Below are 20,516 nucleotides of genomic sequence, written 5' to 3'. Positions count from 1 at the left end.
AATGCACCGCAAGGCTTTTATTGTTTACAGCGACGCTTTTACACGCTGAAAAACATCTGGAAAGTTGGTGAAAAGGCCGGTGACGCCATATTGCAGAAGGCGGGTCATGTCTGCTTCGCTGTTTACCGTATATGGGTGAAGGAGGAATCCGTGGCTTCTGACCTGCTGCACGTTTTCAAATGTTAATGCTCTAAAATTCGGTCCGACACCCACTGCGTAAGTTTTGATGAAGTCGAGCTGATCGTCTGTGATGGACGTCATTTGGGCTCTGTCTAATAGCTGTACTTTTGGAAGGCGCGGGGCTAGTTTCTGTAGTTTTAGCAGGCTGTCTTGACTAAAGGATTGGATGATGACCTGCCCTTTTCTCGTATGTTTTCCGAGTAGATGATGTTTCTTTAAGGCGGCCAATAATTTTTCTTCCATTTGCGGATAAAGGTCTGGTTTTTTTGTTTCAATATAATAATTCTCTCGTTTGCCGAAATAGCGCAACACCTCATCTAATGTGAGTACTTGCTGTCCGATATAGTGGGCATTTTGTTTGTCGGGGTTGGCGTCGTTAAACCATGCACCGGCATCGAGCTGTTTGATTTCGGCAAGTGTGAGGTCTTTGACCCAGCCTGTTCCGTTTGTCGTCCGGTCAACGGTTTCATCGTGAATGACGATGAGATGTCCATCCTTCGTCATTTGAAGGTCGAGTTCGAGGTAATCCGCATTCATTTTTGTGGCGAGCTGGTAGGAAGCCAGGGTATGCTCTGGTGCATACCCTGATGCTCCGCGATGTGCTACGGTTAGGATACGATCTGGAGATAAAAGATTTTCATGTGCCGATACGGTGGTCGGCACCCACGCAAAAGACAGTAAAGCAAAAGAGAGTAACACGAAAGCAAGTAATCTACTTTTCTTCATATTTTATCCTCCTTTTACGGTAACTGCCTTCATCATAAGAAATAGATGTAAAGGGCATGTTGGGCGGATATGAATCTTTTATGTGATTTTCATTAAGCTTGCTCTACACGCTTTCCTGTATTCCATGTCATCGCCAGGAAGACAATCGCAAGCACACAAGAACCAACCAGTAAAATAAAGCCTCCTGTCCAGTCATAGTGATCCACGACTACGCCCATCATGGCATTGGCAAAGGCAGAGCCGCCAATATAGCCGAAGAAGCCTGTGAGCCCGGCAGCAGTGCCAGCGGCTTTTTTAGGAGCGAGATCAATGGCTTGAAGTCCAATAAGCATGACAGGTCCGTAAATCAAAAACCCGATGCTGATCAGGGCAATGTTATCGACCATTGGATTGCCAGCAGGATTTAACCAGTACACGAGAACGGCAATTAAAACACCAACCATAAAGAGGATGCCTGCTGGTGCGCGGCGGCTTCTAAAGAAGCGGTCACTGATCCACCCGCACAATAATGTACCGGGAATGCCCGCATATTCATAAAGAAAATAAGACCAGCGTGAATGCTCTGGTGAGAACCCCTTTGCTTCCGTTAAGTAAGTAGGCGCCCAGTCAACGACACCGTAGCGGACGAAGTACACAAAGACGTTGGCAATGGCAATATACCAAAGGAATTTATTGTTGAGTACATATTTAAATAAAATCTCTTTCACTGTTAATTCTTTTTCTTGATCTTTATATTGTTGTGCCGGATAGTCATTTCGATATTCCTCGATTGGCGGAAGACCAGCGGATTGCGGGGTGTCCCGTACGAGAAGAATGATCACGAAGGAGACGATAATGGCAATGATGGCAGGGAAGAAAAAGATACTTTTCCAAGTCGCAAACAACACAATACCCAATGTGATGAGTAGTGCAAGGATACCCCCGCCGATATTGTGAGCGACGTTCCAAATGGACATTTTCGTTCCACGTTCACTAACCGAAAACCAATGCGCCATCGTACGTCCGCATGGAGGCCACCCCATTCCTTGGAACCAGCCGTTTAAAAACATGAATAAAAACATGATCCATACACTTGATGTCACCCATGGAAACGAGACAAATAGGATATTAATAAGGGCTGATAGAAAGAGTCCGGTGGCTAAAAAGTATCGTGGGTTACAGCGGTCCGAGATCATGCCCATGATGAATTTACTAAAGCCATAAGCGATGGAGACAGCCGCTAGCACAAAGCCTAATTCACTTTTCGTGAACCCTTCTTCCTGTAAATAAGGGATGGCAAAGGCGAAATTTTTGCGCAGCAAATAGTAGCCCGCATACCCGATAAAGATCCCTAAAAAGACTTGCAGCCGCAGCCGTTTATAGGTCTCGTCTGTTTTGGCATCATCGAGCCTGTCGATATGCGGAGCGGGTTTAAACCATTTCAACATAAAAATCCTCCTCTTGTAGATGTCCGATTGACTGAAGAAAAAGTCTGAGATCTGTTCGTGATCTTGTACCTTTTCAGAGACAAAAGAATTGATAACGCTTTCTTTTGTACTCCCATCATATCGGATGAAGGAGATGTTTATGATGAGGCTTTTGTCATTATTTTGGAAAAATCATTCATGAAGTGACGAAAAAAATCCGCACAATGGCGGATTTTTTCATAGCGGTTAAATGGACACATTAATTTTCGCAGATTTCTTTAATTTTTCAATTTCTTTTTGTACTTCTTTCTGCTTCTCTTGAGATTCTAACTGTTTTTTAATTTGTGATTTGACCTCTTTGTATTCTGGTGCTTTTTGCTTTTGTTTTTTCATTTGTTCTGCGTATTGGTCATAGTACGCTTTGACATCTTTTTCAGAGACAGAGGCTGATTTGAATTCTTTGTCGACATATTGGCTGTATTTGATGCTATCCGCAATATCGCTTTTTAGCTGACCCATGGTGAGCCCGCTCTTTTTGAGTGCTTCTTCGAATTGAGCGTTGTCTTTAAATTGTTTCTTTTCTTCTTTTAGCTGCTTATCTACTTGCTTGTCAGAGGCTTTGAAGCCCTTCTTCTCAGCATCTTGCAGGATGAGCGCTTGACCTACGAGCGCATCAATGGTTTGTTTCTTGACTTCTTTTGCACCTTCTTTAGATGTTGGGTCTTGCCCTGTTTGCTGAAGCTGCCCTTGAATGGTTGATAAGGCGCTATTGTATTCACTGCCTGTGATTTTGTCTTTGTTGACCGTCGCAACGACCTTTTGATCATCGATTTTTTGTGCATCTAATTTCTTTTGCATGTCTTCCATTTGCTTTTGCTGCTCTTTTTGATCAGCCTGTGTTGTTTCATTTTTTTTGGCTGAATCGTTTTGCTTATCCTGTTTTGCATCGTTTGATGAGCAAGCTGCAAGCCCAACAGATAACAGACAAGCGATGAGTGTATATGATACTTTTTTCATCATTTTCTCTCCCTTCGGTATGAGAACATCTAGTGCGCATTCTAACCGTTTTAGAGGAAAAATAAAACCGTATAGACGAATTGTTAGCGGATTGACATTTTTTTTATCTGTTTGTCCTCATTTTGACTTCTCGCAGTCATCATATGACAGCTCAAGATTGGAATAATTGTTCCATTGCCTCGTCGATATTGGTGATCGGCTGGCGGCAGCTGTAGTTTTCACAAATATACACGGTGGTGCTGCCGTTAATCGTTTTGTAATCTTTTGCAAATGGTGCGAGCTGTGCTAGATCCTGTCCTGTTTCGGCGGTCAATATGATATCAAATGGCATGAATCGTTTTTGAATCGCCTGTAAAAGCCGCTCTTTTTGCGGGTCGCCGTTTTTCCCGAGAATGATGATTTCTCGTTTGGCGGCATATTGACTCAAGAGCCCTTGCAAAAAGGCTGTGTGTCCGCTTGGGTAGGAAGAGACATCGACGTAAAAGGCTTTGAACATCTGCTCTAATTTTTCAAGCCAGTCTTGCCGTCCGATCATTCTGCTCAACGTGAGGAGCTGCATCAGTGCAGTGCTGTTACCAGAAGGCATGGCACCGTCGTACGCTTCTTTTTCACGAACGATGAGCGCTTCCGCATCTGACCCCGAGAAGAAAAAGCCCCCTTTTTCCTCGTCCCAAAACAGCTCGAACATGTTCTCGGCAACGGTCTTGGCTTTTTCAAGAAAGTCTTGTTCAAAGGTCGCTTCGTATAAAGACAAATAGGCTGAAAGCATATTCGCATAATCCTCGATAAAGCCTAGATGCTTCACATCCCCTTCTCTGTAGCGGACCATGAGTCGTTCATGTTGGACGAGGTGTGTTTCTAGAAAAGACATTGCCTGCTTCGCCATGCTGATGGCTTCCTCTGCATCAAATACCCTTCCTGCTTTGGCAAGTGCAGCGATCATCAGTGCATTCCAGGATGTGAGCACCTTGTCATCGACAAGCGGTGCGGGACGCTGCTGTCTCACGGATTGTAAGATGTGCCGAGCGGATTGCAGCTTGGACTGAAGGGTTTTGTCGTCTATCGAAAACGCTGCTTTGATGTCATCAAATGAGGTGGAAATTGTATGAGGGATGTTCTGCCCTTCAAAGTTCCCCTCTTCTGTGATGTGGTAGACCGCACAGAATAAAGCGCCAAGGTCCTCGCCTAAATGGGTCATGATCTCATCTTTAGACCAGACGTAAAACTGCCCTTCTTTCCCTTCCGAATCCGCATCTATCGCCGAATAAAAGGAGCCGTCACGATTCATCATGTCCCGTTTGATAAATGGGATGAGGTGGTGGACAAGCTTTTCATACTCAGGTTGTTGAGTGAGCTGATAGGCTTCTGTGTAAGCTTCCATCAGCAAGGCGTTATCATACAGCATTTTTTCAAAGTGCGGCACAAGCCATTTTTCATCCGTCGAATAACGAGAAAAGCCTGAACCAATATGGTCATATATACCGCCATTTGCCATACCATCTAACGTTTTCGTGACCGCATATAACGCATTTTCTTGCCCTGTCCATTCGTAATAGCGCATAAGGAACGTGAGCATATGAGGTGCAGGAAATTTCGGTGCAGAACCGAATCCGCCATACAGCGTATCAAAGCTGCTCATGAGCTGGTAATAGGCTTTGTGAATGACCTCTTGAGACAGCATGTTTTCTGCCTGCCCTGCTGCTTTGATGCGCAAATTGTTTGTCGCCTTCTCTGCCAATGATTCAATATGATCCCGGTCGTTATGGTACGCATCCAGCAATTGTGTCAGTGCCTCGATGAAGCCAGGACGCCCGTAAGCACTTCTCTTTGGAAAATATGTCCCCGCATAAAAAGGCTTTTGATCCGGCGTGACAAACACATTCAGCGGCCAGCCGCCTTGCCCCGTCATCATCTGACAAACGGACATATACATGGAATCAATATCAGGACGCTCCTCACGATCGACTTTAATTGAAATGAAATGCTCATTTAAGATGTCAGCGACTTGTTGATCTTCGAAGCTTTCGTGTGCCATGACGTGGCACCAGTGACAAGTGGCATAGCCAATGCTGACAAGAACCGGTTTGTTTTCACGTTTTGCTTTGGTAAATGCTTCGTCAGACCATGTGTGCCAATTGACCGGATTGTAGGCGTGTTGAAGTAGGTATGGAGACTTTTCAGCGATTAATCGGTTGGGTATTTTTTTGTTTGGCATGGGATCACCTTCTTTCTTAAAATAATTAACTTCGTGATTGCTGGATGAAATATAGAGTACTTTCTTCAGGAAAGTAAATCCTAAAGTTTAATAAATAAAGCCTATATCCTTTCTGGTAAATGATGTTTATACATCTCAATAGCATCTGTATGTTCTTTTAAAACGCTAATTGTTTTTGGATGTGGTCTTACATATATCAAAGGATAGTCGACTTCATCAAATTCTTGTTGGATGGGAAAAGCTAATCTTTCATGATCAAGGGAAAATTGAGCATCAATCCCTGTTTTATTGCCGCGAGAATCTAATCGAATCCATTTATTAAGTGAATGAAAAAATACAGCATTTAATGCGTGAATGCAATATCCTTTATCTGGCGTATCAAACAACATTAATCGCTGGTAACAAAAACCTGTGGGTATTCCTTGTGAACGCAACAGGGCAGCCAATAGGTTCGATTTTGCGTAGTAAATTCCTTCTTTAAAGGTTAATACTTCTGAAGCATGACAAGTCACTCGCTTTGATTGAGCGTCCCATGTATGGGGAATTTTATCTCGAACAAATTCATAGGCTGTTTTTGCTTTTTCTATTTCTGTCTGCAAAGTATTGAACAGTTCATTTGATTTTGCTCGAATAACAGGATTAGAATAATCAACTTCAGCTAGTTCACATAAATAATCATCTAAATCTTTGGATTCGCATGTCAAGTTCATTACAATCTCTCCTTTTCTCTACATTTTAACCGATGGATAGTACAACATAGAACAAGATTGTAAATATATTAAGAAATTAGAAATGTATTAAAAAGATGTATCGAAAACTATGGTCTGAGATCTATTTCTTCACCAACACATATTGTAAGTGTTCCAATTCGAACATGTACATCAGTTCATCTATCTCTTTAAAGTGTATATGTTTCCCAAATCGGTTTTGACCTAGGTCAATCTCTACGTCCAATTGATCGTCTTTTTCTTTGGTTTCTAGTCCGTCTACACAAGAATAGATTTCGATGGTTTCTCCTTTTGACAGCTCTGTTTCAATGAAAAGAAAAAGAGGGTGAAGGGAATGAATGATGCCTAATTCATAAATATAGGGATGTGTGAATTTGTCTTTTACCGCTTCATAGACGGGATCTACATGAGCAATGTGAATGCCAGCAAAATCTTCTTCCGTTTCGAATACTGTCATCAATGGCTCCTCTTTTTGATAGGTTTTGGCCTTTTTTTGTCTTCTATCAAACGTTTTGAGATTGAGTTCAGAGAGCGGTTTATATGTAGGATTTTGACCAAAGGGACCAAGCGGCAGTTCTTTGTTTGCGCCAATATAATGATGTAAAGTCATGTGTTTTCCTCTTTTCTCCTAATGACCTTTCGATTTTTGATTATCTTCTTTTTATCAATAAATGGTTGATGATGCAATGTTTTATATACTCTTTCTACTTTATCTCTAAAGAGAAGTACAAGTAGTTTGACTAAATACCTCTCAGGGTATACTATCTGATCATAGGATATAGAGAAAGGAGTGTTAAAGGTGGAATATAATCAACAGATGAAGAACCGTCTTCGTCGAATTGAAGGGCAGATCAAGGGTGTCCTTGCGATGATGGAGCAAGGAAAGGATTGTCGTGAAGTTGTGACGCAGCTGTCTGCATCACGCAATGCCATTGACCGGGCAATGGGTGTCATTGTGAGTACAAACCTTGAACAATGTGTCCGTGAAAGTCTTGAACAAGGCAAGGATACGGAAGGTCTTGTGAAAGAAGCGGTTGAGCTATTGGTGAAAAGCCGGTAAGAAATTCTTCAGCCTTTGGAGGTTGACGGATTTTCTTACTTGTTATAATATACCCTTACCGGTATATGTATATTTTTTATATACCCCTGTGGGTAATTTGGATTTGGAGGAGGAGCATAATGGAAGAACAGAAGAAACGGACGACAATTGTTTTATTTAGTGGAGATTATGATAAAGCCATGGCCGCTTATATTATCGCAAATGGCGCAGCAGCCTATGATCATGAGGTGACGATTTTTCATACTTTTTGGGGACTGAATGCCTTGCGTAAGGATGACATGGTGCCAATGAAAAAAGGCTTTTTAGAGAAAATGTTTGGCAAAATGATGCCGCGCGGCGCTGATCGAATGGGGCTGTCAAAGATGAATTTTGCAGGGATGGGCCCGAAGATGATCAAGCACGTCATCAAAAAGCACAACGCCATGACTTTGCCGCAGCTCATTGATATGGCGAAGGAACAGGAGATCAACCTCGTTGCATGTACGATGACGATGGATCTTTTAGGGTTACAGGAGAAGGAATTATTAGCTGACATTCAATATGCCGGTGTGGCCGCGTATTTAGCAGAGGCTGAAATCGGGAATGTGAATTTATTTATCTAGTGAGGTGATAAAACATGATTCAAACGCTTTTGTTCATCATCGTCATCGGTTTGCTGGTGAGCCGTTTTCTTCCCGTACGGGGTGTGAAACAAATTGATGCAGCCGATATGAAACCTAAACGGCATAGTAAACACCAACAGCTCATTGATGTACGATCTCCTGTAGAATTTCAAACAAACCATATCAAAGGATTTCAAAACATCCCCTTATCTCAGTTAAAAGAACAAGCACATCAGCTTGCGAAGGACAAAGAGGTTTATGTGATTTGCCAGAGCGGGATGAGAAGTATGCAGGCAGCCAAGATATTGAAAAAGCAGGGATTTACCCATATTACGAATATCAAGGGTGGTATGAATGCTTGGCGTTCAAAGGCGTAATAGGCTTAAAAATATACCCCCACCCCTATATAAAGGAGGAAATACGATGCAGCAACCAACGTCGATTTTAGATGCAAAAGGACTGGCATGCCCGATGCCGATTGTGAAAACAAAAAAACAAATGAACGAGCTATTGCCAGGTGATGTGCTTGAAGTGCAAGCAACCGATAAAGGGTCAACAGCGGATCTAGCGGCTTGGTCAAAAAGTGCAGGTCACGAATTTTTAGGAACAAAAGTAGAAGGACAGGTGCTCCATCATTTGATCCGAAAGGGCGGCGCTCCACAGGCGGGTGGGCAGCCAATGATTTCGGAAATGTCTTTGCACACCTTTCAACAGAAGGTAGAAGAAGGTCAGCCTTTGTTTATTTTAGATGTACGAGAGCCGGATGAATACGAGTCGGGGCATATTCCAGGCGCTGTTCATATCTCGCTTGGCGAGGTTGAAGATCGTGCTGAGGAATTGAACCGGGAGACGCTCATTTACCTCATCTGTCATTCAGGCAGAAGAAGCGAATTAGCCGCACAAAAGTTAAAAGAAAAAGGATTTCATCAATTGATCAATGTAGTGCCAGGCATGAACAGCTGGACAGGAGAGATTGAAAAATAGGAGCTGAATCAAACATGACTGTAAAGGCAATGACGGCAGACCAGTTAACAAAAAAGGTCATCAACAAAGAGCCGCTCTTTTTGTTAGATGTACGAAATGAGGCAGATGCTCAGGACTGGAAGATTGAAGGAGAAGCGATTGAATATGTCAATGCGCCTTACTTTGACCTGCTTGATGGCGTAGAGGATATTTTACACAAAGTACCGAGTGACCGAGACGTGCTGGTGGTTTGTGCCAAAGAGGGCTCCTCCATTATGGTAGCGGAGATGCTGTCAGAGGCGGGCAGGACTGTCCATTATTTACAGGGCGGCATGAAGGCATGGAGTGAGCATGTAGAGCCAGTGAAGATTGGTGATTTGACAGGCGGTGGAGAGTTGTATCAATTTGTGCGAATGGGCAAGGGATGTCTGTCCTATATGATCATGTCGAATGGGGAAGCTGCGATTGTGGATGCAGCTAGAATGACGGATGTCTATCTCCATTTTGCTAAAAAGCATCATGTCACGGTAACGCATGTGTTCGATACGCACCTTCATGCGGATCATATTTCTGGTGGGAAAAAGCTGGCTGATCAGACTGGGGCGGTTTACTGGCTGCCGCCAAAGGATGCCGAGGAAGTGACGTTTCAATACAAACGCCTTGAGGAAGGACAAAGAATCACCGTAGGAGCGGCCACCATTGGCATTCATCCGATTGATTCTCCCGGTCATACGATCGGTTCAACATCTTTTATCGTGGACGATCAATATCTTCTTTCAGGCGATATTTTGTTCGTTGATTCTATCGGAAGACCAGATCTAGCTGGAATGGCGGAGGATTGGGTAGGTGATTTGAGAGAAACACTCTATGAACGATATACGATGCTTTCAAAAGACTTGATTGTTCTGCCTGCGCATTTCATGATCATGGAAGAGGTCAATGAAGACGGAAGCGTTTGGAAGAAGCTGGGCGTTCTGTTTGAAGAAAATCATGGCCTGAACATTGAAGATGAAGACGTATTTAGACAAATGGTCACGCAGAATCTGCCTGCACAGCCAAACGCCTATCAAGACATTCGACAAACCAATATGGGCAAGCTGAATCCAGACGATGAAGCGCAGCGAGAAATGGAAATTGGCCCAAACCGTTGTGCGATTCGATAATGTTCAATAAAATAAGAAGAGAGGGGCGATCAGATGATATCAGATCAAATGTTAGACGTAACGGGGCTTGCGTGCCCAATGCCGATTATTCGAACGAAGAAAAAAATGAACGACTTGGCGGAAGGTCAAGTGTTAGAAATACATGCAACTGATAAAGGAGCTAAAGCTGACTTGGCTGCATGGGCGAAGTCAAGCGGACATGAATTGATCACGCAGACGGAAGAAGGGCATGTGCTGAAGTTCTGGGTGAGAAAAGGGTCCTAAAGGATGTAGGGTATCTGCTAAAGATCCCCTTTTCCTTTTGCAAAGGAGGAGACCAGCGTGGATTTTGCGTTTTTGATTACACTTTTTATCATCGGATGTATTGGTTCCTTCTTATCAGGAATGGTGGGGATCGGGGGATCTGTGATCAACTATCCCATGCTGCTTTATATCCCGCCTCTTGTTGGTGTGATGGCACTGTCAGCACACGAGGTATCAGGGATTGGCGCCATTCAGGTGCTCTTTTCGACACTCGGTGGTGTACTGGCGTATCGGAAAAGCGGGTTTTTACACCGCTCGTTGATTTTATATATGGGGAGCAGTATATTGGCTGGCAGCTTATTAGGCAGTTATGTATCACATTTCATGCCGGAGAAAGGGATGAATCTCGTCTATGGACTGCTCGCCATTGTAGCCGTTATCCTTATGCTGATCCCGAAAAAAGGACAGCGTGCAGACGTAGAGGGAGAAGTGACTTTTCATAAAGGGCTGGCAGCTGGTATTGCTTTTGTGATCGGCAGTGTATCAGGTGTGCTAGGCGCTGGCGGGGCATTTATTTTGGTGCCTGTGATGCTGTCTATTTTAAAAATTCCTGTACGGATGACCATTGCGTCATCACTTGCGATTACGTTTCTTTCTGCCATAGGCGCATCTACTGGAAAGATATTGACGGGTCAAGTGATGCTCCTTCCTGCTGTTGTGTTAATGACGGCAAGTTTGATTGCCGCTCCGATTGGTGCCAAGGTCGGTCAGAAAATCAATGCCGTCTTCTTACAATGGCTACTTGCCGTGATGATTACAGCGACAGCGATCAAAATTTGGCTGGATCTATTTTGAAGAAAAGACCAACAGAGAAAGCAGATCCTGCTTCAAACGTGTTGGTCTTTTTTATTTGACGTCATCGTGCTCGATATACGTTTCAAGTGCTGGGTGAAACTCTTTTTGATAATGAAGGTTGGGGCATGTTTTCACGACTTTGCCTTGCAGGGCATTGGACTTTGAGACTTCTAATGCTGTTTTACATTTAGGGCAGCGTTCGGCAAAGAATGAGGGCCAGCGCTTCATAGATTCACCACTCCAGTTAAAGTCTTAAAAACCGATTATATTAATAAGAATTATAGGGGATCGTGCAGGTGAGGTCAATGGGTGTTTGGCTCTTTTTAACAAAAAAAGAAGCATCGTGAAATATGCTTCTCTTTCGTCCATATTATTAGTAGGCTTTTGCCCAGAATACCATATCAGATACAGGCTTTCCGCAGCAGACGCATGTGTCAGAAACGGATTCCTGTTCAAATGGGATACAGCGTGAGGTCGCCCCTGTTCTTTCTTTGACGTCGTTTTCACAGGCTTCGTCACCGCACCACATCGCTTTGATCAATCTGTTTTCTTCCGAAAGGATTTGCTCGATGTCTTCGATTGTGTGGGCGTGTGATGTTTTTTCATGTAATCGTTCTTTCGCCTTTTCGTACATGGTCCGCTGGATGTCTTCAAGGGTGGATATGATGGTTTGTTCAAGTGCATCTAACGTGACGGCTTGCTTTTCGCCTGTGTCTCGTCTTGCGAGCATCACTTGTCCCTTTTCGATGTCCTTTGGTCCAACTTCTACACGTAAAGGAATACCCTGCATTTCACATTCGTTGAATTTCCAGCCTGGCTGTTTATCGCTTGCATCGATGTCAGCACGTGCGATGCGGGCGAGTCGATCTTTCAATTCATAGGCATGATCCAGTACACCTTCTTTATGGGAAGCGATTGGCACAATACGTACTTGGGTTGGCGCAATATTTGGCGGGAGGACGAGTCCTCTATCATCGCCATGCACCATGATCATGGCGCCGATGATTCTTGTCGTGAAGCCCCAAGAGGTTTGCTGGACATGCTCTAGTTTTCCTTCACGGTTTAAGAATTCAATGCCAAATGCCTTTGCAAATCCGTTGCCGAAGAAGTGAGAAGTGGCGGTTTGCAGTGCTTTTCCATCATGCATCAGGCTTTCGATCGTATAGGTGAAACGGGCTCCGGCGAATTTTTCCTTCTCTGTTTTTCTCCCTTTAATGACAGGAATAGCAAGAAGCTCTTCGCAAAGAGAAGCGTAGATGTGGAGCATTCTTTCTGTTTCTTCAATTGCTTCTTGCTCCGTCTCATGGCATGTATGCCCTTCCTGCCATAGGAATTCAAGGGTTCTTAGGAATGGGCGGGTTGTCTTTTCCCAGCGGACGACATTGGCCCATTGGTTATACAGCTTTGGTAAATCGCGGTAGGAGTGAATGATGTTTTTGTAATGCTCAGCGAACAGCACTTCAGAGGTTGGTCTGACGCAGAGTCTTTCTTGTAATGCTGATTCACCGCCATGAGTGACCCACGCCACTTCAGGAGCGAAGCCTTCGATATGATCTTTTTCTTGCTGCAGCAGGCTTTCTGGGATAAAGAGCGGCATATAGACATTCTCATGACCGGTTTCTTTGATTTGACGGTCAAGTTCGTCGCGAATGTTTTCCCAAATTTTAAAGCCGTATGGCTGAATGATCATACTGCCTCTGACGCTTGAATAATCGACGAGCCGCGCCTTTGTGACAACATCTGTATACCACTGGGCAAAGTCGTCTTCCATGCTTGTAATTTTCTCAACAAATTGTTTCTTTGACATCGCATTTTTCCTCCTTTTAAAAAACAAAAAAAGCTGTGCTTTAAGTTAGGGACCATTCCTGGTGGTACCACCCTAATTTAAAGCACAGCTTTACACTCGATCATGATAACGGTATGAACCGCTGTATGAAACAGAACTAAATCGGCAGGTTCACTTGAAGATGTCAGTAGGAACTTCTCAACACCGTTCCCTCTCTGTTAAAGATCGATTCAAGCTACTATTCCAGATCTACGTTGATCATTGTTCGTTGATTTTTCATCAGTTTACCTGTAAATGCAGGAGAAATCAAGTTGATCTGCGGGCTCGTTTATTGCCTTTGTGGGTCTTTTGCTTTGAGCTCCAATTGGCAGGAATTTTCTATTTTTGCAGCTTGCTAGTTATGTGAGGCTATGCTAATATATTTGAAGAAAAAAATAGACTTGTATAACCTCAATAATATGGTTTGAGGGTTTCTACCAGGATCCGATAAATCCTGATTACAAAAGCGTGCTTTCCTTTTTTGTAATCAGGGTTTTTGTTTGTCTACACTCTGTATCAAAAGTGAAAGCCATGATATAGAGAAGGGATGTTAGACATGAACTGGAGAGTATATTTATTAGCCGTTTCTACTTTTGCGGTTGGATTAGTTGAGCTTGTGGTCGGAGGCATTTTGCCAAGTCTTGCAGAGGATCTGAACGTATCTCTTGCAACAGCTGGGCAGCTCATTACCGTATTTGCCATTGTGTATGCCATTTCAGCACCTGTTCTGCTGACTGCCACAGCCAAAATCGAACGAAAGCGTCTTTATTTAATAGCGTTATTGGTGTTTACATTAGGAAATGTGTTCACTTATTTTAGTTCGACCTTTGCCCTTGTCATGATCTCACGGGTATTGATCGCGATGAGCACAGCGCTTGTTGTGGTGTTATCACTGACGATTACCGCCAAATTGGTGGAACCATCGCATCGTGCGAAGGCTTTAGGGCTGATTTTTATAGGGATTAGTTCTTCACTTGTTCTCGGTGTACCGATCGGTATCTTTATTACAGAGAGCTTTGGCTGGAGAGTGATGTTTTTAGGAATCAGTATTCTATCTGCCATATCCATGGTGCTGATCTATTTTCTATTGGAAAAAATGCCAGTTGAAAAAGTCACTCCTCTTAGAGAGCAGATTCGTTCTTTAGGGCATCCGAAAATTTTTAGTGCACACTTGATTAGTTTGTTTATGCTTGCGGGCCATTATATGCTTTATTCTTATTTCACCCCATTTCTAATGGAAGTTCTGCATATGACACCGTTTTGGATTAGTATTTGTTATTTGGTCTTCGGGCTTGCGTCTATTGGCGGAAATGGTTTTGGCGGCTGGCTTAGTGACAAACTGGGTTCAGGGAAAGCCATCTTGCTTGTGACAATAGCGTTTGCGGCTGTGATGTTTATCATTCCTTATACAGCGGGTGTGTTTGTGCTCTTTATGGTGATGGTTGTCCTATGGGGAGCGCTTAGTTGGGCACTGACGCCTGCTTTGCAAAGCTATCTGATTCAAACAGACCCGGTGACGTCTGATATTCAGCAAAGTTTAAATACATCGGCTTTGCAAATTGGCATCTCGATCGGATCAGCAGTGGGCGGTGTCATATTTACGATGACCGGTTCATCCGTTGATTTGGCTAAATTCGGTGCTGTGTTTGTGCTGATTGCCTTTAGCTGTGCGGTGATTTCGTTGAAGAGACCGCCACTTTATATGGATCGTCAGAATCATGCTGAATAGCTGCCTATGATTAGGCAGCTTCAGATTGTTGACAAAGGGCTAAAATGAACTTTATTTTAGCCCTTTGTCTTCTTTTCAGCGTGATAGAAAACCTTTGAAGTCTAGGAAGGACGAGCACCGGAGCGGAGCGAATTTGACATTCGTGAGCACCGAAGCGCAGACCTGACAACGAATGCGAGGGTTTGTCTACACGCTGAGCTGCCTATGATTAGGCAGCTTTTTGATGTTCTATTCTATTTCAAAATCACACCTTCACTTTTACCAGTAATCACTTCTTCTCCATGCTGGTTGATATAGCGAGAAAAAAGGTGCACACGGTCATATTGTTCAAGGGGTTCCACCTTTGTGACGGTCATCTGACAGGTAATGGTATCACCTGTATAAACGGGGCGGATGAAGGTACATGTCATGTCTTGACCAATAAAATGAAACTGACCGCCAAGCTTAGTGGCCAGACTTGCCGTGAGAAAGCCGTGAACCACTCGCCTCCCCCGGTCATCCAGCTCGGTATGGTGTTTGCCGAGATCGCCTGTCATTTCGCCGAATTGAATCACGTCTTCGTGTGTATAGGTTCTGCTTGTTTGAAATTGATCACCCGGTTGAATCATCTTTCCTTCAGCTCCTTTTTTTAAATGTATCAAAGGAATGAATGAGTGTACATTCATTTTTGAGGAATAGGTCTGCAACTCCTTTGCTAAAAGGAAAACATACAGTTTCATATCGTGTAATCTAGTAGAAAAGTTCATACACTTATCGGGTCCGATGGCCTGTTCTTTTTCTCACATTCACATTTCTTTTGACTCCTCTCTTGATTATTAGTACCATTTTATTAACCAGTTAAGAGTGGAGGTTCAGATGGAAACAAAAGAGCAGATTGTCTTAAAAGCGATTCAAGATCTGATAATGCATAGGGAAAAGAGACGAAACGATCCAACAGATCCACTGATTACCACGACTGATACACTCAAGCAAGATTGGACACTCACACAGCTTCACATTTTATCGATGATTCAAGCCAATCCAAACGAATCAAATAATACATTTCTATCTCAACAACTGCAACTGTCAAAGCCAGCCATTACAAAGGCTGTGAAAAAACTCATCGAAAAAGGCATGGTGGACTATTGCCACCGGCAAGGTGATAAGAAATCTGTCTATTATTCACTGACAGAGGAAGGCACGCAATTGGCGGCGTTGCATGATGAACTTCATGAAAAAGCAGTCACATCCTATTTAGAATTCCTTCATCAATTTAATGAAGATGAATTACAAGTGATCGAACGCTTCTTAAAGGCTTGGAAGGAAAAGATATAAATAAAAAAAGACCGAAACCATCATACAAACTAGATGATTTCGGTTTTTTATATGGTAAAATTAACATATATTGATGTTATTCGTGATCATGATCAAAAGGAGGGAGCCTTTTTGGAGAAAGAAATGATAGAAAATTTTAAAAAGTACATGTTCATTATGCCGTTCGCTGGATTGTTTGTCAGCTTGCTATTATTTGTTTATTTTTTTGGCATTACAGGAGTGGAAGGGTCGGTTTGGCCTGCTGCTTTGTATTGTGCTCTGCCTTTTTTGGTGTACATGATATTCTGTTTGCCGTTAAGTATCTATTTTTCGGTCAGCAAAAAACGCTCAATCCATAGAAATGAGGAACATACGTGATTGTCGTCAGCGCTTGTCTTGCTGGATTGAAGGTTCGTTATAATGGCAGCCACCGATTAGATCGGCGAATCGAGGAGCTTGTTCAGGAGGGAAAGGCGGTCACGGTTTGCCCCGAGCTGCTTGGCGGCTTCTCCACGCCAAGGCCTCCAGCAGAAATCATTGGCGGCGATGGATATGATGTATTACAGGGCATTGCCTCTGTTGTCGATGTGCATGGAACTGATGTCACAGAGATGTATGTAAAAGGTGCAAAAGCTACGCTTGAACAGGTTCAGTCTCTTGAAGCGAAAGCGGTTGTGTTAAAAGAGTACAGCCCTTCTTGCGGCAGCCGGATGATTTATCGGGGGGATTTTAACGGTAAGACGAAGGCTGGAGATGGTGTGACGTCCGCCTTGCTGAAACAGCATGGGATTCAGGTGTTCTCTGAGGAGGATGATTGGACCTCGTTGTTTCTATAGGTGTGATGTGAATAGAAGGAGGAGTCAGGTTGAAAAAGTGGATCATTGGTGTAGTTGTCGTTATTTTAATAGGAATTGGCATTTATTTTATGATCAATGCGAAAACATACTCTTTTGATGATGTGGTCTCAATTGATAAAAACAAGGTGACTTCGATTCAAATTGAGCATGATAAAGAACGTGTTGTGGTGGAAAAGAAAGAGGATATTCAAAAGCTGCTGAAGGAATTTTCAGGTATCAAATTAAAGAAAACGAATGAAGCTAAAAAAACCTCAAAAGAGCCCTATTGGATCAGAGTGTATGAGAATGAGAAGGAAGCATATGGTCTAACTTTTTACGATCAAAGCTTTTTAGAGACATATGATTTTTCTAAAATGAAAGATCGAACCAGTGAATATCAAATCGTTGATGCCGACCAAGTCGATATAGGAAAATATATTAAATAACACCAGCCGGTCTCTGAATGATCGAACTTCATGCATGATAAATAAAAAATTCGGGTATAGTGCTTGGTAAGTAAAAATGAAGCGGAGGTTTGTTTGATGAGTAGATTAACAGATACAGTCACATTAGCAAACGGAGTAAACATGCCGAAGCTAGGCTTTGGTGTATGGCAAGTAAAAGATGGGGATGAGGCTGTCAATGCAGTCACAGACGCTCTTGAAGCGGGCTACCGAAGCATTGATACAGCAGCGGCCTATCAAAATGAAGAAGGGGTAGGCAAAGCCATTCAGCAATCAGGCATCTCTTGCGATGATCTGTTCATTACGACAAAAGTCTGGAATCGTGATCAAGGCTATGAGTCAACACTCGAAGCCTTTGAAACGAGTATGAACAAGCTGGGTCTGGATGTATTAGATCTTTATTTAATTCATTGGCCGGTTGAAGGCAAATATAAAGAGACATGGAAAGCGCTAGAGAAGCTGTATAAGGATGGACGCGTTCGAGCAATCGGGGTGTGTAATTTCCATCAGCACCATCTAGAGGATTTATTAGAAGAGGCAGAAGTCGTGCCAATGGTCAATCAAATTGAGCTGCATCCAAAGCTGACGCAGGAGCCTTTACGAGACTACTGCAAGGAGAAAGGCATTCACGTAGAAGCGTGGTCGCCATTAGGCAGCGGGAAGCTTCTTAACCATCCCGTTCTTCAGGATATCGCGAAAAAACATGACAAATCAGTGGCCCAAGTGATTCTTCGCTGGGACTTGCAGCATGGCATTGTGACCATTCCGAAGTCTGTGACGAAGAGTCGAATTATTGAAAACACACAAGTATTTGATTTTGAGCTGTCCGCACATGAGATGGGTGTCATCGATCAGCTAAATGAAAACGAGCGGACGGGTCCAGACCCAGATAACTTTGATTTTTAACATGGAGAAAAGCACAGGCTGCGACGCCTGTGCTTTATTGTTTGCCAGCATGTTCAGACGGTTTTTTTGGACTGATACGTCTCAATGATATGAATGGCGTCGACAATTTGCTCTTTGGAATAGTCACCAATCAAACAAAAGGTTTCATCTGCGCGTGCAGCATAGCTCGCCACCGTAATAGCGGCTTCGTTCAGATCAGTCCTGATGCCAAGCTCATGCATATTTCTAGGTAATCCAAGTGTTTGATAGAGCTCTAGTAATTCATCTACTTCTGTCATTCGGTTTTCTGCGGCAAGCTGAACGAGAATGCCATAGGCTACTTTTTGTCCATGTAACACATGATGCATTTCTTCAATAAATGTCAATCCATTATGGATGGCATGGGCTCCTGCCATTCTTCCATAGCGTCCCCCATACCCGCCGACCGTGCCGGCTAATGTAATAATCGTATCTGTGACATCCGCAAATGCTTGCGAAAGCTGACCTGTTTTTAAGCTGTTGACGGCTTCTTCACTATGAGAAAGAAGAATATCTCGAACGTATACAGCTTGTTTTAGTGCAGCATGTACCATGAGCGGCAAGGAATCTTTTGCATTACGAATAATGGCTTCCGCTTCATACCATTTCGCGAGCGTATCACCAATTCCGCTTTGGAGATAGGAAAGTGGAGATGAAAGCAAAAAGGTATGATCAATTAAGGTGAGAAAGCTGGACCACTTATGATAATCGACTCTCATGAAATTCCCTTTGTCATCATAAATGACGCTGAGCGGTGTAGACGCAGCACATGTACCTGGAATCGTTGGAACCATGATGACTTCAATTTGAAGAGCATCTGCAACCGATTTGGCGGTGTCTAAAATAGTGCCGCCCCCGATCCCGATGACCACATCTGCTCCTTTGAGTTCTTCTGCAATTCGTGTAATCGCATTCGGTGAACTGTATCCTTTGTGCTGGACAACTGGCCAATGGGACGGGAGCTTTGTGTACTGTGAAAAAGCATGATATGACTGATATCCAGTCACTACAGCGGGTGATTGAAAGGAAGAAACAAGTGTCTCTAGTTGATGATAAATCCCCTTTTGAGAAATAAATTGGTTGGGACCGCTTCTGACGATATCTTCTATCTCTGCTCCTTTTCAAAATCATATAGTCCATAAATCATCTCATTATACAGAAAGTTCTGTCAAATTATCCGACAATATGAGGGAATAAGACCTTCCTTTTTATGGAATTAAGCCGCTGACATTGCCTTTAGGTATGTATTTCCTGTATGATAAACAATGGTATATTTTCATTAAATTTAAGAGGTGTTTATATAGATGGAAAAACAATATCGTGTATTACTTTACTATCAATATGTCCCCATTGAGGACCCAGAGACGTTTACAGCAGAGCATTTAGCTTTCTGTAAGGAGCTTGGTTTGTTAGGCCGTATCCTTGTTTCATCAGAAGGTATAAACGGAACGGTTTCAGGAACCATTGAGCAAACGGACAAGTACATGCAAGCGTTAAAAGAAGATCCACGCTTTGCGTCTATGCCGATTAAAATTGACGAAGCAGATGGCCATGCGTTTAAGAAAATGCACGTCCGCCATCGTAATGAATTGGTGAATCTAAGCCTTGAAGATGACGTGAATCCGTTAGAACTAACGGGTAAACATCTCAGCCCGGTCGAATTTTACGAGCAAATGCAATCTCCTGATACAGTGGTCATTGATGCGCGTAATGATTATGAATTTGATGTTGGTCACTTCAGAGGTGCGGTGCGTCCTGACATTGAAACATTCCGTGAATTACCTGAGTGGATTCGTGACAACAAAGAGATTCTTGAAGGGAAAAAAATCCTGACTTATTGCACAGGAGGCGTCCGCTGTGAGAAATTCTCAGGCTGGTTAAAGCGTGAAGGCTTTGAAGATGTATCTCAGCTTGACGGCGGGATTGTCACTTACGGAAAAGACCCGGGAGTCCAAGGGAAGCTATGGGATGGTCAATGTTATGTGTTCGATAACCGTTTAACAGTGCCAGTCAATCAAACAGAGCACGTGGTTGTCGGAAAAGATTTCTTCTCTGGTGAGCCTTGCGAACGTTATGTGAACTGTGCGAACCCTGCATGCAATCGCAAAATCATTGCGACAGAAGAAAATGAGCACAAATTTATGCGCAGCTGCAGTCATGAATGTCGTACAAGCGAACGTAATCTTTATGTCAAACAGCACAATCTGTCTGAAGAAGAAGTTCAAGAAAGACTAGCTGTGATTGAAAAAGAACAAACGATTTCACAAGGATAGGAGGGTTTCCCTTT

General features: G+C 43.2%; 24 protein-coding genes and 1 riboswitch. Of the genes, 14 read left to right on the top strand and 10 right to left on the bottom strand.

Annotated elements, in window-relative coordinates; genetic code table 11:
- Nucleotides 1–24: 24 nt before the first annotated feature.
- From ACSLGF_RS11785 to ACSLGF_RS11760, 6 genes are all read right to left on the bottom strand, one after another.
- A complete protein-coding gene (locus ACSLGF_RS11785) occupies nucleotides 25–906 on the bottom strand; it encodes a glycerophosphodiester phosphodiesterase (protein ID WP_456005614.1) in 882 nt (293 codons plus the stop codon).
- A 92-nt stretch (nucleotides 907–998) separates the two neighbouring features.
- The gene (gene glpT / locus ACSLGF_RS11780) at nucleotides 999–2,333 is read right to left on the bottom strand and encodes a glycerol-3-phosphate transporter (protein ID WP_456005611.1); all 1,335 of its coding nucleotides are present in this window, start codon (nucleotides 2,331–2,333) and stop codon (nucleotides 999–1,001) included.
- Nucleotides 2,334–2,558: 225 nt separating this feature from the next.
- Complete coding sequence (locus ACSLGF_RS11775; RefSeq protein ID WP_456005608.1) at nucleotides 2,559–3,329, bottom strand: SurA N-terminal domain-containing protein; 771 nt, start codon at nucleotides 3,327–3,329, stop codon at nucleotides 2,559–2,561.
- A 151-nt stretch (nucleotides 3,330–3,480) separates the two neighbouring features.
- Nucleotides 3,481–5,544, bottom strand: a complete 2,064-nt coding sequence (locus ACSLGF_RS11770; RefSeq protein ID WP_456005605.1) for a thioredoxin domain-containing protein — start codon at nucleotides 5,542–5,544, stop codon at nucleotides 3,481–3,483.
- Nucleotides 5,545–5,645: 101 nt separating this feature from the next.
- Complete coding sequence (locus ACSLGF_RS11765) at nucleotides 5,646–6,254, bottom strand: transglutaminase-like domain-containing protein (protein WP_456005603.1); 609 nt, start codon at nucleotides 6,252–6,254, stop codon at nucleotides 5,646–5,648.
- Nucleotides 6,255–6,375: 121 nt separating this feature from the next.
- The gene (locus ACSLGF_RS11760; protein WP_456005601.1) at nucleotides 6,376–6,882 is read right to left on the bottom strand and encodes a hypothetical protein; all 507 of its coding nucleotides are present in this window, start codon (nucleotides 6,880–6,882) and stop codon (nucleotides 6,376–6,378) included.
- Nucleotides 6,883–7,071: 189 nt separating this feature from the next.
- On the opposite strand from ACSLGF_RS11760, the gene ACSLGF_RS11755 reads away from it, so the two are divergent.
- The 7 genes from ACSLGF_RS11755 (at nucleotide 7,072) to ACSLGF_RS11725 (ending at nucleotide 11,158) form a co-directional block, all read left to right on the top strand.
- Nucleotides 7,072–7,332 carry a metal-sensitive transcriptional regulator gene (locus tag ACSLGF_RS11755; protein ID WP_003217059.1) on the top strand — a complete coding sequence of 87 codons (261 nt, stop codon included), beginning with the start codon at nucleotides 7,072–7,074 and terminating at the stop codon, nucleotides 7,330–7,332.
- A gap of 119 nt (nucleotides 7,333–7,451) precedes the next feature.
- The gene (locus tag ACSLGF_RS11750) at nucleotides 7,452–7,934 is read left to right on the top strand and encodes a DsrE/DsrF/DrsH-like family protein (RefSeq protein ID WP_456005599.1); all 483 of its coding nucleotides are present in this window, start codon (nucleotides 7,452–7,454) and stop codon (nucleotides 7,932–7,934) included.
- Nucleotides 7,935–7,948: 14 nt separating this feature from the next.
- Nucleotides 7,949–8,311: a rhodanese-like domain-containing protein gene (locus ACSLGF_RS11745; protein WP_456005597.1), complete on the top strand. Its 363-nt coding sequence runs from the start codon at nucleotides 7,949–7,951 to the stop codon at nucleotides 8,309–8,311.
- A gap of 46 nt (nucleotides 8,312–8,357) precedes the next feature.
- Entirely contained in the window at nucleotides 8,358–8,918 is a 561-nt protein-coding gene (locus ACSLGF_RS11740) for a sulfurtransferase TusA family protein (protein ID WP_456005596.1), read from the top strand.
- Between the two features lie 14 nt (nucleotides 8,919–8,932).
- On the top strand, nucleotides 8,933–10,060 hold the full coding sequence (locus tag ACSLGF_RS11735) for an MBL fold metallo-hydrolase (RefSeq protein ID WP_456005594.1): 1,128 nt from the start codon (nucleotides 8,933–8,935) through the stop codon (nucleotides 10,058–10,060).
- A 33-nt stretch (nucleotides 10,061–10,093) separates the two neighbouring features.
- Entirely contained in the window at nucleotides 10,094–10,324 is a 231-nt protein-coding gene (locus ACSLGF_RS11730) for a sulfurtransferase TusA family protein (protein ID WP_456005592.1), read from the top strand.
- A 57-nt stretch (nucleotides 10,325–10,381) separates the two neighbouring features.
- Nucleotides 10,382–11,158 carry a sulfite exporter TauE/SafE family protein gene (locus tag ACSLGF_RS11725; RefSeq protein ID WP_456005588.1) on the top strand — a complete coding sequence of 259 codons (777 nt, stop codon included), beginning with the start codon at nucleotides 10,382–10,384 and terminating at the stop codon, nucleotides 11,156–11,158.
- 51 nt (nucleotides 11,159–11,209) lie between these two features.
- Here ACSLGF_RS11725 and ACSLGF_RS11720 read toward each other — a convergent pair whose 3' ends face one another.
- Together ACSLGF_RS11720 and proS are read right to left on the bottom strand one after the other, a co-directional pair.
- Nucleotides 11,210–11,386 carry a hypothetical protein gene (locus ACSLGF_RS11720; protein ID WP_456005586.1) on the bottom strand — a complete coding sequence of 59 codons (177 nt, stop codon included), beginning with the start codon at nucleotides 11,384–11,386 and terminating at the stop codon, nucleotides 11,210–11,212.
- Nucleotides 11,387–11,531: 145 nt separating this feature from the next.
- Nucleotides 11,532–12,965, bottom strand: coding sequence for a proline--tRNA ligase (gene proS / locus ACSLGF_RS11715; protein WP_456005583.1), 1,434 nt, complete (start codon nucleotides 12,963–12,965; stop codon nucleotides 11,532–11,534).
- A 399-nt stretch (nucleotides 12,966–13,364) separates the two neighbouring features.
- Nucleotides 13,365–13,464, top strand: a riboswitch (purine riboswitch).
- Nucleotides 13,465–13,539: 75 nt separating this feature from the next.
- Between proS and ACSLGF_RS11710 the strand changes: the two genes are divergently transcribed.
- Entirely contained in the window at nucleotides 13,540–14,712 is a 1,173-nt protein-coding gene (locus tag ACSLGF_RS11710; protein WP_456005581.1) for an MFS transporter, read from the top strand.
- A gap of 233 nt (nucleotides 14,713–14,945) precedes the next feature.
- On the opposite strand, the gene ACSLGF_RS11705 is transcribed toward ACSLGF_RS11710, so the two are convergent.
- Nucleotides 14,946–15,320: a MaoC/PaaZ C-terminal domain-containing protein gene (locus tag ACSLGF_RS11705; RefSeq protein ID WP_256499239.1), complete on the bottom strand. Its 375-nt coding sequence runs from the start codon at nucleotides 15,318–15,320 to the stop codon at nucleotides 14,946–14,948.
- 247 nt (nucleotides 15,321–15,567) lie between these two features.
- On the opposite strand from ACSLGF_RS11705, the gene ACSLGF_RS11700 reads away from it, so the two are divergent.
- From ACSLGF_RS11700 to ACSLGF_RS11680, 5 genes are all read left to right on the top strand, one after another.
- A complete protein-coding gene (locus ACSLGF_RS11700; protein WP_456005579.1) occupies nucleotides 15,568–16,026 on the top strand; it encodes a MarR family transcriptional regulator in 459 nt (152 codons plus the stop codon).
- A gap of 111 nt (nucleotides 16,027–16,137) precedes the next feature.
- On the top strand, nucleotides 16,138–16,383 hold the full coding sequence (locus tag ACSLGF_RS11695; RefSeq protein WP_456005577.1) for a hypothetical protein: 246 nt from the start codon (nucleotides 16,138–16,140) through the stop codon (nucleotides 16,381–16,383).
- Entirely contained in the window at nucleotides 16,380–16,841 is a 462-nt protein-coding gene (locus ACSLGF_RS11690; RefSeq protein ID WP_456005574.1) for a DUF523 domain-containing protein, read from the top strand. The genes ACSLGF_RS11695 and ACSLGF_RS11690 overlap by 4 nt, the downstream gene beginning before the upstream one ends.
- Before the next feature lie 29 nt (nucleotides 16,842–16,870).
- Entirely contained in the window at nucleotides 16,871–17,287 is a 417-nt protein-coding gene (locus ACSLGF_RS11685) for a DUF5301 domain-containing protein (RefSeq protein ID WP_456005571.1), read from the top strand.
- Between the two features lie 96 nt (nucleotides 17,288–17,383).
- A complete protein-coding gene (locus tag ACSLGF_RS11680) occupies nucleotides 17,384–18,211 on the top strand; it encodes an aldo/keto reductase (protein WP_456005568.1) in 828 nt (275 codons plus the stop codon).
- Nucleotides 18,212–18,264: 53 nt separating this feature from the next.
- Here ACSLGF_RS11680 and ACSLGF_RS11675 read toward each other — a convergent pair whose 3' ends face one another.
- Complete coding sequence (locus tag ACSLGF_RS11675) at nucleotides 18,265–19,338, bottom strand: iron-containing alcohol dehydrogenase family protein (protein ID WP_456005681.1); 1,074 nt, start codon at nucleotides 19,336–19,338, stop codon at nucleotides 18,265–18,267.
- Nucleotides 19,339–19,533: 195 nt separating this feature from the next.
- Here ACSLGF_RS11675 and trhO point away from each other — a divergent pair, with 195 nt between their 5' ends.
- Entirely contained in the window at nucleotides 19,534–20,502 is a 969-nt protein-coding gene (gene trhO / locus ACSLGF_RS11670) for an oxygen-dependent tRNA uridine(34) hydroxylase TrhO (RefSeq protein ID WP_456005566.1), read from the top strand.
- Nucleotides 20,503–20,516 lie beyond the last annotated feature (14 nt).

The sequence above is a fragment of the Bacillus sp. A015 genome (assembly GCF_053851875.1).
Note: the sequence above shows the minus strand (reverse complement) of the source record. Positions and strands in the feature narration are given on the sequence as shown.